Source organism: Shewanella sp. P1-14-1, assembly GCF_001401775.1.
Classification (GTDB): domain Bacteria; phylum Pseudomonadota; class Gammaproteobacteria; order Enterobacterales; family Shewanellaceae; genus Shewanella; species Shewanella japonica.
Map to the genome: position 1 here is coordinate 90,184 of NZ_LKTL01000005.1, position 14,100 is coordinate 104,283.

General features: G+C 41.5%; 9 protein-coding genes and 1 pseudogene. 5 read left to right on the top strand and 5 right to left on the bottom strand.

What is annotated here, in order from left to right; all coding sequences use genetic code 11:
• Positions 1-429 precede the first annotated feature (429 nt).
• From AN944_RS04995 to AN944_RS05010, 4 genes are all read left to right on the top strand, one after another.
• Entirely contained in the window at positions 430-2,421 is a 1,992-nt protein-coding gene (locus AN944_RS04995) for a heme lyase CcmF/NrfE family subunit (protein ID WP_055023500.1), read from the top strand.
• Positions 2,418-2,909: a cytochrome c-type biogenesis protein CcmH gene (locus AN944_RS05000; protein WP_055023501.1), complete on the top strand. Its 492-nt coding sequence runs from the start codon at positions 2,418-2,420 to the stop codon at positions 2,907-2,909. The genes AN944_RS04995 and AN944_RS05000 overlap by 4 nt, the downstream gene beginning before the upstream one ends.
• A complete protein-coding gene (locus AN944_RS05005) occupies positions 2,902-3,486 on the top strand; it encodes a TlpA disulfide reductase family protein (RefSeq protein WP_055023502.1) in 585 nt (194 codons plus the stop codon). The genes AN944_RS05000 and AN944_RS05005 overlap by 8 nt, the downstream gene beginning before the upstream one ends.
• 176 nt (positions 3,487-3,662) lie before the next feature.
• Positions 3,663-4,241 (top strand): nucleoside triphosphate pyrophosphohydrolase family protein, encoded by a 579-nt coding sequence (locus AN944_RS05010; protein WP_055023503.1) that lies wholly within the window; start codon positions 3,663-3,665, stop codon positions 4,239-4,241.
• Positions 4,242-4,372: 131 nt separating this feature from the next.
• On the opposite strand, the gene AN944_RS05015 is transcribed toward AN944_RS05010, so the two are convergent.
• From AN944_RS05015 to uvrD, 4 genes are all read right to left on the bottom strand, one after another.
• Positions 4,373-5,389 (bottom strand): hypothetical protein, encoded by a 1,017-nt coding sequence (locus tag AN944_RS05015; protein ID WP_055023504.1) that lies wholly within the window; start codon positions 5,387-5,389, stop codon positions 4,373-4,375.
• A gap of 93 nt (positions 5,390-5,482) precedes the next feature.
• A complete protein-coding gene (locus AN944_RS05020; RefSeq protein WP_055023505.1) occupies positions 5,483-6,349 on the bottom strand; it encodes an alpha/beta hydrolase in 867 nt (288 codons plus the stop codon).
• Positions 6,350-6,465: 116 nt separating this feature from the next.
• Entirely contained in the window at positions 6,466-7,347 is an 882-nt protein-coding gene (gene ubiA, locus AN944_RS05025) for a 4-hydroxybenzoate octaprenyltransferase (protein WP_055023506.1), read from the bottom strand.
• A gap of 275 nt (positions 7,348-7,622) precedes the next feature.
• A complete protein-coding gene (gene uvrD / locus AN944_RS05030; RefSeq protein ID WP_055023507.1) occupies positions 7,623-9,791 on the bottom strand; it encodes a DNA helicase II in 2,169 nt (722 codons plus the stop codon).
• Between the two features lie 1,844 nt (positions 9,792-11,635).
• Between uvrD and AN944_RS05035 the strand changes: the two genes are divergently transcribed.
• Entirely contained in the window at positions 11,636-12,274 is a 639-nt protein-coding gene (locus tag AN944_RS05035; RefSeq protein WP_055023508.1) for a hypothetical protein, read from the top strand.
• A 103-nt stretch (positions 12,275-12,377) separates the two neighbouring features.
• On the opposite strand, the pseudogene ltrA reads toward AN944_RS05035, so the two are convergent.
• Positions 12,378-13,718: pseudogene (ltrA, locus tag AN944_RS05040) on the bottom strand (group II intron reverse transcriptase/maturase).
• Positions 13,719-14,100: the final 382 nt, after the last annotated feature.

The following is a 14,100-nucleotide window of genomic DNA, read 5'->3' on the forward strand; positions in this document are numbered from 1 at the left end:
ATATAATTAATTTGAGCAAGAGTTATTTTAAAGCTAATAAGCCATCAAAAATTGAGCTAGATCACACCAAAAAACGCCTTACAGATAACAAAAAATAAAAGCAAAAATAAACAACAAAATCAAATAGATATAGTTTATTTTATTTTATTTTTTATATAAAAAGGCGATTTTTTTATCTGTGAAAAATAATAAATATTACTTTTATAAAATAAAAACTATTCACTGGGAAAATAGTAAGATCCATCTCACAGAAAGTTAATACTAAGATAGTTAACCTCTACTCAAGGTTATTTAGGCACAACATAATAATTATAAAACTAGACTAACAAATAACATTAATACGGATTAACTTTTAATATCATTGAATATATAAATTCCATTTCATTTATTTAGAAGTTATTAAAACACACATATATAATAGGTAATAATATGATTCCTGAAATTGGACATTTACTATTAATAATAGCGACTGTGCTATCATTATTATTAGCTATTATACCTATGCTTGGTTTATCGAATAATAATGATTATTTAATTAGCTATTATCGTCTACTCAGTAATATGATGATTAGTGCATTTATTGGTGCCATTATTTGTTTAGGCATCAGCTTTATTACTAATGATTTCTCTGTTGCTTATGTCGCCGATCATTCCAATACGCAACTTGCCACATTTTATAAAATAGCTGCGATTTGGGGGAGTCATGAAGGATCAATGTTGTTTTGGGTATCGGCCATCGCCCTGTGGACTGCGATTATTGCCAATACTCATGCTAATAATCATCATGCGTTTTTTATTCGTACCGTATCGGTACTAGCATTAGTGATTTTTGGTTTTAGCTTATTTATCATTTTCACTTCTAATCCTTTTGTTAGATTACTGCCGAATTTTCCTATTGAAGGGCGAGATTTAAACCCTATCTTGCAAAATATCGGGCTGATTATTCATCCTCCGTTATTATTTCTTGGCTATGTCGGTTTAACAGTATGCTTTGCAGCATCAGTCGCCGCGCTAATTGGCAAGGAATTTACTCAGCAACATGCACGTTATCTAAGACCTTGGGCATTAATGGCTTGGGTATTTTTAACTGGCGGGAATGCATTTGGCTCATGGTGGGCTTATAACGAGCTTGGTTGGGGTGGTTGGTGGTTTTGGGATCCGGTTGAAAATGCCTCATTTATCCCATGGCTTGTGGCTACGGCTCTGGTTCACTCAGTGACCATGAGTGAACGACTCGGACAATGTAAAAAGTTTACCTTATTCTTAGCTATTTTAGCGTTTTCGCTCAGTTTATTAGGTACCTTTATTGTCCGTTCTGGCGTAGTGCAATCAGTTCATGCCTTTGCCGCCGATCCGACTAGAGGAATGTCGATTTTATTCCTGCTAATTGTATTTGCTGGTAGTGCTTTAGGTTTATTTGCCACCCGAGCGCAATACATTCAGACCCGTGATAAATTTGCTCTGATATCCCGTAATAGCCTTCTGCTAATGGGTAACCTATTACTTGTTGTCGCCGCATTGTCTGTCTTATTAGGGAGCTACTACCCTATAATTTATCGCGTGCTCACTGGCGTAACGATTTCAGTAGGTGCTCCTTACTTCAACAGTATTTTTGTGCCTATTGTGGTGATACTAAGCCTATTAATGGGGCTTGCTCCCTTGCTACGTTGGCAAGTCGATAAACGCTCAAACCTCACTGTACCTGCAATATTATTGCTCATCTCAACAATGACTGCAGCGATATTCAATGTCGCACTCGAGCAGGCCAATGTATGGTTTTTCCTCGGATTAGCCTCTGTTACTTGGTTAGTGCTGACAATCATGGTTGCCATTACTCAGCACCAACAAGGTGCAGATAAACATCATAGCCGCCGATTTTATGCCATGTGCCTTGCACACCTTGGCGTTGCGATGGCCATACTTGCAGGTACCGTCGTTTCAAATCTTGAGCAAGAAGAAGTGCTCAGTATGGGACCTAACCAAGGTAGAGAACTCGCCGGTTATACATTTGTCTTTGAGCAAACTCAGCATGTGACAACGCAAAGCTATGATGCACTGCAAGCCAATATCCTCGTAATGGATAGCAATGAAAACCCTATTGCGTATGTCTATCCGCAACGTCGCACCTTTAAAACCAACGGTATGCAAATGTCAGCAGCAGGTGTGCATTCGAGCCCGTTAAAAGACTTATATGTTTCAATGGGTACACCGCTAAATGACACCGAATACCTGATCCGTATCAGCTATAAACCACTGATAAATGGCTTATGGCTTGGTGCATTAATGATGATGATTGCAGGGCTAGTGGTGGTCTTTGGTTGTAAAAGTCCCTTATACCGCCATCAATCACAAACAGCTCGACCTCTAAAACAGCTTCAAGCCTTGTCTCAATCACAGGCATTACAGGAGCCGACATCATGATATTTCCAACAGTTAATTCGTCTCGATTAGGCTCATTGAGTCATTTATCTCACATCTTGATTAGTCTGATTATCAGCGTATTGATTGCCATCAGTGTAAAACCAGCAAGTGCTGAAGATATCACTATGCCAAACGAGTATAGCGCCAGTGAAAAGCGTGCATTGGGGTTTGAAATTGCACAAGAATTACGTTGTCCAATTTCCGACAATCGCAGTTTGTTTGATTCACAAACTCAAATTGCTAATGAACTTAAAGGGCATATTTTTCAAAAACTCGATGAAGGCCAATCTAAACAACAAATCATTGATTTTATGGTCGCTCGCTTTGGCGAACGGATCCGCTACACCCCAAGTTTCCACTCAGGCACGTTGGCATTATGGGTCATTCCACTTGGATTAATCTTACTTGCCGCTTTTGGTGGCATTGCTTGGATCAAAAAACAACAAGCCGACTCAGCGCCACAATCTTATGAGAATTATTATGAATAAATTACTTCCATTTACCATGCTATTACTGACTGGCAGTCTGCACCTTAATGCTGTCGCTAGTCCTAATGAAGCCAAAGTCTATGAAACCGGTGAACCTATCGCTAAACCTATGGTGATGTCCCGATTTGTCGAACTGCACAATGCCAGAAAAATTAAAGATATTGATTTCAAAGACCAACAATTAAAAACGGTCAATTTGAAACAGCATCAAGGTAAATTGGTCATGGTAAACCTATGGGCAACATGGTGTGCGCCTTGTATCAAGGAAATCCCAGCCATGCAGGCGATTAAAGCGCGCAATAAAGATAATGACTTTGCTTTAGTCCCTATTTCGATTGACGAAGACCCAGCCAATATCCAACCGTTTTTTGAAAAACACGGTTTTGGAGAATATGCCACTTGGATCGATCCCGACAAAGACATTGATTACATCATGCCTGCAGATTTACTCCCTGCAAGTTTCTTTCTTGACGGCAAAGGGAATCTTGTTGGGTTTGTTCGAGGCTATATCGATTGGACTGACGAAGGTATTCAACCTTACTTAGATGGCTTAATTGCCAAATATGCCAATAGATAACAAATCAGTTTTAGTTTCATCATCACAAAAGGTTCTATTAACCTCCGCCCGATCCCTGTTTTATGGGCGGTTATTTTTATTATCTTAACGGTGACCCTGTGTCGCCGTTTTTCTTGTAGTACGAAGTGCAATTCATTACCATAATCGCCTATTTTATTAACTAGGCTTACTGACTCATGAAGTTATCTGTTTTAGACCAATCCATTTTTGACCATTTATACCGTGATATCAGAGAATTTCGCAGCACCTTTGATTTACCCATCGAAGATGCGACTAGCCTAGATGATAAAGCGGATACCCTACATACCTCACTCATCATTGAAGAGTTAACAGAGCTTGCTGAAGCTGACTGCCGTGTTGAACAAGCTGACGCCATCGTTGACTCGGTTTATGTGCTTATGGGGCGTTTAGTGCATTTAGGCGCTAGCAAAATCACTGACCGCATAGAAATTAGTTACTTAATTGATTTACTGTTATGTGTGGCTAACAATCGCGAAATTAACTTTATTGAATGTTGGGATGAAGTCCACTCAAGCAACATGAGTAAAGTGTGCCGTAATGAGCAAGAATTAGCTGAAACAGTAGCCCATTATGCCAAGCAAGGCGTTGAAATTGTTGGCAGCACCAAAGGCGAGTTTATCATTGCTAAATGTGCAAAAGATGTAGAAATGGCGGGTAAAGTCGTTCGCCAAGGCAAGGTATTAAAATCGGTTTATTATCGACCTGCTGACTTAGCCAAATTAGTGAGTAACTAATCCAAGTAGGCCAAATTAAGTGCATTATCAATGCCGACTAATCAGCTCAAATGAATAACAATAATGCGCCTACGTTGGCGCATTTTTTTATGCACAATCTTCACCTATGCGCTTGGTAACAATTCGAAAGATTACGCCGCTTGATTATGTTCAACATTCACCAATGTCTCGAACACCTTTTCTGGCTCAGCAACTTGAATGTGCAATACGGTGAGCTTTTCAACTAATTGCCCTAACCCGCCAAAATACCATTGTGGCGTGTTAAAACGTATGGTGAGATTAGTCTGCTCGCCTCGCCCAATGGCCAGCTCATCATCAACAACCTTCTTGGCTATTTGATTCACCTCTACCGCTTCAATCTCATTAACATCAATCGCCATAAAGCCCCAAATGGCATTATTAATCACTAGTCTATCGCGGATTAAATACATTGAGTAATGGCGCGCGATACGATAATTCGCCACCAACATCACCAAGGTTAAACTGATGATTGAAGACACGATAATCGCGGCTAATTCACTCCAGTGAACCAACATCATATAGCTGGCAATACAACTAGTTAAACAACCAGTAAGCATGAATAACAAATGCCAAGGCTTAGCACTCATTAACTTAATGTGGCTGAGAGCTGTGGGATGATGACGAGAAAACCATGGAATAGCGTAATACCAGTTTGTGGGTTCACCCGCCACGATAAAGGCAATAGACAGCGCTTTCTCATCCTTATCTGCATACATTTCTACCGCACTGACTCTCGGGTCGCCTTTTACCTTTCTAACCTTTAATAAGCCACGAATAATCGTAAACACGAGGTAAGCTTCAATGATCAATAACCCCCCAACAATGGGATATCTTAACCAAGCAACAAACTCAAAATAGTCGGCAATATCTGCCGGAAAGCTGAGCCTTGCGACCAAGCTGCTAGTGCTTAAAATAATAATCAGCTTCCACCACTTTTGGCCGCCTTTTTTAATAATGCAGTACCAATATGTCAACGGAATAATGACAAAGTAACCAATAGCAATCAGAGTTAATGTTAGCTCGTCACTACTGTTTGTCAGTGTTTCGGGCGTAAGCTGTACACCAAGAGTAAATAGCACTACCGCAATAGCTAAAAAAATCAGTCGGTATTTTACGACAGGTCTCATAGCAATATCCTTATTGGCTAAGTTTGTTATCCATCACGATATGACTCTCAATTCACTCGTCACATCACTTCGTAAACTAATCCACTGAGCTGATTATTTTTCAGCAGATAAAAACCAGCTTAGCCCTTGAATTGCCGCTGTTGGAAACGCCATATTATGGGTTGCCGCTTCTATCACCTGTAATCGAACATTGAGCGTTTGTGCAGCTGATAATCTGTTCTTTTGGGACAAAATCGCCTGAAACGCTTTCGCATCTGCCACCATGTCATGACCATACTCAGTTAGCGCTGCCGTTTCATATTCACCAATTGCGATATAAACCTTGGCATTAACGTCTTTTAGCATAAAGTCAGCTGAACGAAATTGCTTCATCAGCTGCTTGTCATCAAACCATAATGACGGACTACTCAATAGATAATGGTTAAATAACTTTGGCTGCTTTAGCAAAGCATAGGCGCCAAATAAGCCACCTAAGGAATGACCAATTAAGGTATTTTGACTAGGGTTGGTGCGATAGTGTTTATTGATATGAGGCATGAGCTTGTTAGCAATAAAATTCAGGTGTCTCTGGGCTTCACCGGTTTTACGCTTCCAGCTTTTATCTGAACTTGGTGTGTAGTCCCTTATCCGACTCGCTGCTGGGCTCATGCCTTCTTGCCAGTCAATGCCGACTAATATGGCTTGATCCATTTCCCGCATGTTCATCGGTAATCGTGTTACCCCAGATACCACCTGAAAGCTATACATGGCATCAGTCATATAGACTACAGGGTAATACTGAATCGGATCTTGTTCTTGATAACTGTTAGGTAATTTAATCCATATTTTATAGCTTCTATCGGAATCTTCTAAAATAATGGATGAGGTATTAGGAATGGTAAAGGCCTGCTCAGCCCTGACTGGCGCAGATAGGGTTAATAATCCCATTACCGCTACGGCCAGCAAATAAACAATATGCATCAGCTATCCTTGTTGATGTTGTTTTTAGTGATGTGTAATTAATAATGTTGTTTCACTGCAATAAGCTAAAACATAACAGAGTTAATCAGTTGTTTTAGCTTAATTTTGCAGCAATATTAGTATGGTAAAATATAATCAGCGGCAAGTGCAATGAATAACGCAAAACCAGCCCAATTGTTATTTAAAAATGCCTTAAAACACAGCGCCCGTTCGCGGCTATAAATCAGCCATTGCTGATAAGCACTGAATACAATAAAGCTGCTAATACCAACGCCGTAAAACAGTCCTCGCTCAGCTGACCAACCAGCACATATAAAACACGTCAGTGCGGCAAGTTGAAACAACGCTATCCATTGGCGATCGTAACTGCCAAATAAAATGGCAGTAGACTTAATGCCAACTTTTAAATCATCATCCCTATCAACCATGGCATACATAGTGTCGTAAGCCACAGTCCAGCACCAATTAGCCGCAAATAACCACCATGCCTCAACAGGCACATAACCAAGCTGGGCGGCATAGGCCATCGGGATTGACCAGCTCCACACTATCCCCAAAAACATTTGCGGCATATTCGTCACCCGTTTCATAAACGGGTACATAATGGTGAGAATAATCCCCACCACTGAAAGCTTAACCACGAGTGGATTTAAAAATAACACCAAGCTAAACGCAATCAGCGCCATGACGATAAATAACATCAACGCTTCTTTGCTACTGACTTCACCTGAAGCAAGTGGCCTATTTTTCGTTCGCTCGACATGGGCGTCTAATTTTCTGTCGGCAAAGTCATTAATGACACACCCACAGGCACGCATGATAAATACACCAAATACAAAGATAACCAGTACCTTTACATCAGGCATGCCACCAGCAGCTAACACCAGCGCCATCAAACATGGCCACATGAGTAATAATGTCCCAATTGGCCTGTCTAAACGTGTTAACCGTTTATAAACTGAAATCTTTTCTTTAAGCGTCCATGAGGATACTGCCATGGCTAACTCACTCCCACTTTTTGAAGTATATTCACTTCTTATTCGCCATTCTGGGTTGGCGTTATTTATGTGTGTTTGCCAAATGAATAATCTAACATGCTAAGGGCGTGTTAAAACACTTGTTTATCGTGGATATAGCGACAATGGTCACCATTTGTTCAAAATCTCGTTCCAATACCAATTATCCTATCTATCCCATATCAGATCATTGGGTTCAGAAAAACTAAACAGCCCTTCAACAACTGAAAAAGCGGTTTTGGAACGACATATACCGCCTAGCAAGACTCTAGCTTTGCTAGTGATACTAACAACCACTTACTGCCAAAGTCGGTAAAGTTCACTTGAACTCGGGCTTTATCAGCTGTGCCTTCAAAGTCAGTGACAATGCCTTGACCAAACTTAAAATGCTTCACTTTTTGGCCGACTTTAAAGCCACTGTCATTGGCAATGGATTGACGTGGTACGTTAAACCGACTGCTCATTGCTGGCGCAGAGACTGAGGCTTTCATGCGTATTTCTTCAACGTATTCAGATGGAATTTCACCAATAAAGCGTGAAGGACTGGCATAATCTTCACGACCATAAATACGACGAGACTCAGCGTAGCTGATATACAGTTTTTGCATCGCTCGGGTCATGCCCACATAACATAAGCGGCGCTCTTCATCTAAACGGTCACCTTCATCCAGTGCCATTTTGCTTGGGAAAATACCTTCTTCAACCCCTGCCATAAACACCACAGGAAACTCTAGCCCTTTAGCTGAGTGCAATGTCATTAACTGCACAGCATCAGTAAACTTGTCAGCTTGGCCTTCGCCTGCCTCCAATGCAGCATGAGATAAAAAGGCATTTAGCTCGCCCATATCTTCCAGTTCTTCAGGCATTTCAAAGCTGCGAGCTGCGGTAACTAGCTCGTTTAAGTTTTCTACCCGTGATTGGGCTTTTTCGCCTTTTTCGGCTTCGTACATTGCACGCAGTCCAGATCGCTGAATCACGGTATCCGTCATGCTATACAGACTCATATCTAAGGTGTCTGTGCGCATACCAATCACTAAATCCATAAAGCCATTAACTGCGTTCGCCGCTCGCCCTGTTAATACTTTTTCTTCTATCAAGCGAACACTGGCTTGCCACATGGTCATTTCTTGCTGACGCGCTGTAGAGCGAATAATCTCTAAGGTACGGTTACCAATACCACGAGTTGGCGTGTTCACAACCCTTTCAAAAGCGGCATCGTCATCTTTATTATTGATAAGACGCATATAACCCATGGCATCTTTAATTTCTTGGCGTTCGAAGAAACGTAAGCCTCCGTATATACGGTACGCTAAGCCTTTATGCAGTAACGCTTCTTCAAGCACACGAGACTGCGCATTAGAGCGATATAAAATCGCACAATCCGCTAAGTTGCCACCTTTGGCATGCCACTCAGCCATTTTGCCAACAATAAAACGGGCTTCATCCATTTCGTTAAAGGCGCAATAGACTGAAATAGGCTCACCCGCCTTATCTTCGGTCCACAGTTTTTTACCTAAACGCTCAGGGTTATTAGCAATTAATTCATTCGAAGCATTCAAAATGTTAGCTGTTGAGCGATAATTTTGCTCAAGCCTAACGGTATTTGAACCAGGGAAGTCATTTAAAAAGCGATGCAAGTTTTCAACTTGAGCGCCACGCCAGCCATAAATGGACTGATCGTCATCACCGACAATCATTACATTGGCAGAGTTACCCGCTAACACTCTGATCCACGCATATTGAATGGCGTTGGTGTCTTGAAATTCGTCTACCAAAATATGTTTAAAGCGTTCTTGATAGTGCGCCAAAACATGGGGTTTATTGAGCCACAATTCATGAGCACGTAATAGGATTTCAGCAAAGTCGACTAACCCAGCGCGATCGCATGACTCTTGATAAATTTTGTAGATATTAAGTAGATTTTGCTCAATAGGAAAACCGCCGGCATCAATATGCTTTGGGCGTAATCCTTGGTCTTTTTTACCATTGATATAACCTTGGCATTGACGTGGCGGATATTGCTTTTCATCTAAATTGAGGCTTTTAAGAATACGTTTAAGTAAACGTAATTGGTCATCAGAATCGATGATCTGGAAGCTTTGCGGCAAATTAGCATCTTGATAATGGGTTCGCAGTAAACGATGCGCTAATCCATGGAAGGTACCAATCCACATGCGTCCCATATTCGTGCCGACGACCTTTTCAACACGCTCACGCATTTCTGCCGCCGCTTTATTGGTAAAGGTTACCGCTAAAATGGAGTATGGACTTTGTTGTTCAACCTGCATCAACCAAGCAATACGGTGGGTTAATACCCGTGTTTTACCACTGCCTGCTCCAGCCAAAACAAGCATGCTAGAAAGCGGTGCGCCCACTGCTTCACGCTGCATTTCATTTAAGCCGTCTAATAAAGATGATACGTCCATTGGTCCTCCCAAAAATCAGGCGGGCAGTATATCAGTTCAATGGCATCTGATCCTAGGGTGCAAAGAGGCTTAATCGTATAAGCACGGATAACAAACGATGAATACCTCACTTGAGGTTCATTGATCGTCAAATTAAGAAGAAGATAAATAGGTAATTGTGCGTTTATTTTAAAGTTTGGATTAACGTCGTGATGTGCTCTCTATTTCCAGACTCCGTTTGGATTAACGTCGTGGCGCTTCGCACACACCAGAGCAAGGAGGGTGAAACTGCTCACCCTTCTTGATTCTTTATAAACCATAGTCCCAGCAGCCCCGGCGAAATTTAAACAGCAAAATTTCCAACGGAGAATCATTCAGTTTTAAACTTCGTTTGTGGTTCTAACGTGTTTCTGCCCCCAAAGTTTGTTTTATTATTTTTGAAAAAATCAACGTCGTGGCGCTTCGCCCACACCAGAGCCAAGGGGGAAAGCGCTTGTCCCCCTTAACAAACCCACAGCGCCCCTAACGAAAAATGCTGGAAAGCGCATAATTTTCGATGGGGATTGATCCAACTTTAAACTTCATTTGTTGCTAACTTCAGACTTATTCGAAAATGCTAACGCTTCCGATGGTGCATCCATGCACCGCGAAATCTATGCTCACATCCGTGTGAGCATCACGCTATTTTCTTCAACGTCCTCAATTCAAATTAAGTCTTTAGCTCTTTAAATTGTCACAAATGCAGTCAAATCGAAGAGACAATAATCCCAGTGTAGATGCGTTCAAGACCTTCGAAAACATGGATGTTTTCGCAGAGCCCACATGGATGTGTTTACGGCGAGTCTTGGATGTATCTGCACATAAGGTCGCTCTTTCACATCCATGTGATCGCGACATTTCGTTTGTCCTGTACATCCCAGCGGCAGGCAATGGATTAGATTGAAGTAGTGATCTTCTTTAACCAACCCAGTATAAATGAAGTGAAAAGTTAGTGGTTATAACACGTTTATGCCCCAAAGTTAGTTATAACCAAAGCTCTATTTAACAATGCTTATCTTCGTTTTCCATAAACATTTAAATGAAATTGCTTTTTTACAGTTGCCATCCTTACAGCCTAGATTGCACAATCTAATGAACTGTTTTTATATACAGGTATAATGAGATTTGGCTTAATTTAAATCAAAGAACTCATTAAGTAAGTCTAAAGTCGTAATATTTACTTAATTAGAAAACTATAATTAATTGATAATATTAAAAATAAACTTAAGAGATCGTTTTTTTAACGATATTATCGCGCAAGCCCGTTTTGTTTTATGATGTTGAGAGCATTTTATTGCTTTACATCAAAGAGATAGAAAATGTACGATGATATAAATCAATAACTTAAACGGCCGACTTTATCAGGCGAGCCGTATAATAAGCTGTTATGTTTTAAAAGTTTCGGAGTCACCAGCTCCGTATGTCGCTTGGTAGGCGGCTAAAGGGCGACACCTTATCTAGAGCAGGAGCTCGAAATTTGGGCTGGTTGTGCCAGCAGAAATCGTCCGATTTGAGGTCGCTTATACTAGTAATAGCGCCTCAGGCCGCTCGCAAGGCGGGATATAAAAACGAGTCTTTCATGACTCAACCGGTTGAGTCGGTATAGTGGAATTAAACCATGAAAACCAAACTCAGCATTGAAGTAAAGTTTGATGTAGCAAAGATTATTACAGCGCTTAGCGGCCTTGTATTGGTAATTGCTCACATCGCTCAATACTTCTAAAAAAGTCCAAGGGGTGTTGCAAACACCCCTTGGCATTTCAGTATAATTATAAGCACCACCTATGTTTTCTCGTATATTTTGGTGCCATGGTCTATGAGGCAATATGAAAGAATATAGGTACGATCCTTTTGTAACAGGGGTCTTCGTAGGGATTGGATTATTGTTGATTTGGTATTTTTCATCCTTGGCGATAGAGAAGAAAATTTTACCATTTTATTTTGATCATATTTTTAGGTTTATAACTATTCTAGGCGGTGCATTTGTAGCATTTAGGTTTAACTCTATGCTCGAAGGAAAGAGACAGGAAAGAGAGCGAGAAAGAAACAAAAACTCTTTACTGTTAGATAAAATTGAACATGCTATTTTCAAAATTCATGCTTATTCGAGATCAGGAAAAAAATACCTGTGGAGTATAAAAAGGGACAATCAGGATATTATTCGTGATAAAGAAGCTTCAACCGAAGCTAGAGAGTTGATCTATGAAATTGAAGTATATAAAAATATCTATTTTGAAGAAATGCCATTGGATCCTAGCGCTTTATACGCTGAGTTAGAAAGATTAGCTGGAGAGTGCGATAAACATTGGATGAGAGTTCCTAAAGGCGAGAATACAGATATACAACCTAAGCTTGATGCGTGTAAATCTGTAGCAAATGAAGTACAAAAATTGGATGCGTTGTTAGCTCCTGTTTTGGAATGGTGCCTTAAAGCAGCGGACTCATACAAGGAAGTAAAAACATAATCGGGTAGCCGGAGGTATCTAGCCTCCAGCCCCCACACCACCCTGCATGCGGCTCCGCACAGGGCGGTTCATTTAGAACGCCTAACCAAGCTTTCTGGTTAGCCTATTTATTACAATAGTGAACTGCGATCCATCCATCTCTTAGTGAACATAAACCCGCTTTCTTCAGATACTCATTACTTAGCGCTTGCTGTATCCCTGGTGTTTTTGAACTTCTCCATGGGCCTTTGCTTGTGATTCCACAGGCAACAGCGGCTTGGATCCTGACGCCACGCTTTAGTAAATTTTGCACCTTCGTCCGTGGTTTTCGCCACTGACGCCAGTAGCACATACGTACCCGACGGCGGATCCAATGGTCTAAGTCGACACATCCTTGATAAGCATTAGCGATGCCAAAGTAGTTAATCCAGCCTTGCATATATTGCCGCATCTTAAACAATTGATAACCCATGCTTACGCCCCAATTTCGGTTTGTTAGCCGTCTCAACTTTTGTTTGAAAATGTGTAATGTTTTAGCATGCCACTGGATCTTTCCTCGGTTAAATGTAAACCCGAGGAACTTACTTTTTCCTACCTTAACCACTTGGCTTTTCTGTTCATTAACGACCAATTTTAGTTTCATGGCAAGGTAGCGAGTAATGCTCTTTAGTACCCGTTCACCCGCGCGAAGTGACTTTACCAAAATGATAAAGTCGTCCGCGTAGCGGGCGAATTTATGCTCTCGGCTTTCCAGCTCTTTATCCAAACTATCCAACATAATGTTTGATAGTAATGGCGAGAGTGGCCCGCCTTGAGGTACACCTTCAAAGCTTGCTTCAAATTGGTCATTGACCATCACACCTGCACGTAGATATTTACCAATAAGCGCCAACAGACGCTTATCCTGCACCTTGCTCCTAAGTTGAGTCATCAAGAGATCATGATTAACTCGGTCAAAGAACTTGGACAGATCAACATCAACGGCAAATTTACGTTTCTGTTTGATAATATCCCTAACTTGCAGTACCGCTTGTTTGGCGTTTCTATTCGGCCTAAAACCAAAGCTATTCGTCGAGAAAAAGGGGGCAAACAACGGCGTGAGTATTTGAGCGATTGCTTGCTGGATCACACGGTCAATGACGTTAGGGATCCCCAATTAGCGTTTACCGCCATCGGGTTTGTCGATCTCTACGCGCCTGACCGCTGAGGGTTGGTATTCACCTCGCTCTAATTGATATTTACACTGTTGCCAGCCGCCTTGTTGCATCCAGAGCGGGAAGGCTTCGATGGTCATGCCATCGATGCCCGCCGCACCTTTATTGGCTTTAGCTTGACGCCAAGCTCGGTGTAGATTTTCAGGTTCGAGCAGTTGTTGAAATAGATCGCGGTTGAAGGCCGGTTGCATATCAATACGCTGCCGATAGTAATCGTCTGGCGACGTAGTGGGTATCGACAAGTTTGACAAGACTCCTCCTTCTTCTAAATGTTCAGGCCTTCACCATGTACCCACAACGCTAGCGCGGGGTATGCTATCCCATCCATTACGATGGGCGTTGGGCTACTATGCCGTCTGCTGACTTCTGCTTAATCACACGCTGAGTTACCCCGTCATGCGCTATCGGTTTCCATCTGATTCGCTCTTTTCAGTCGATGACGCTGAAAAGCCAAGGCACTTATAAAGCAGAGCCTGACTGGTTAATGACCGATCGCTTGTTAAGCAGATCTCCCCAGATAAGAACATGAACTTTCTTTGCACTGCTGCATCATTTACGGTGGCCATTAGATCACGTGGTTTCGTCGTCTTGTGCCAACTCACCTCTAGCCTACGCCTCATATGATGTTCTTGT

What these genes read in the sequence shown, in the direction of transcription:
- AN944_RS04995 (WP_055023500.1), top strand. Translation starts at nt 430, where the DNA reads ATGATTCCTGAAATTGGACATTTACTATTAATAATAGCGACTGTGCTA.
- AN944_RS05000 (WP_055023501.1), top strand. Translation starts at nt 2,418, where the DNA reads ATGATATTTCCAACAGTTAATTCGTCTCGATTAGGCTCATTGAGTCAT.
- AN944_RS05005 (WP_055023502.1), top strand. Translation starts at nt 2,902, where the DNA reads ATGAATAAATTACTTCCATTTACCATGCTATTACTGACTGGCAGTCTG.
- AN944_RS05010 (WP_055023503.1), top strand. Translation starts at nt 3,663, where the DNA reads ATGAAGTTATCTGTTTTAGACCAATCCATTTTTGACCATTTATACCGT.
- AN944_RS05015 (WP_055023504.1), bottom strand. Translation starts at nt 5,389, where the DNA reads ATGAGACCTGTCGTAAAATACCGACTGATTTTTTTAGCTATTGCGGTA.
- AN944_RS05020 (WP_055023505.1), bottom strand. Translation starts at nt 6,349, where the DNA reads ATGCATATTGTTTATTTGCTGGCCGTAGCGGTAATGGGATTATTAACC.
- ubiA (WP_055023506.1), bottom strand. Translation starts at nt 7,347, where the DNA reads ATGGCAGTATCCTCATGGACGCTTAAAGAAAAGATTTCAGTTTATAAA.
- uvrD (WP_055023507.1), bottom strand. Translation starts at nt 9,791, where the DNA reads ATGGACGTATCATCTTTATTAGACGGCTTAAATGAAATGCAGCGTGAA.
- AN944_RS05035 (WP_055023508.1), top strand. Translation starts at nt 11,636, where the DNA reads ATGAAAGAATATAGGTACGATCCTTTTGTAACAGGGGTCTTCGTAGGG.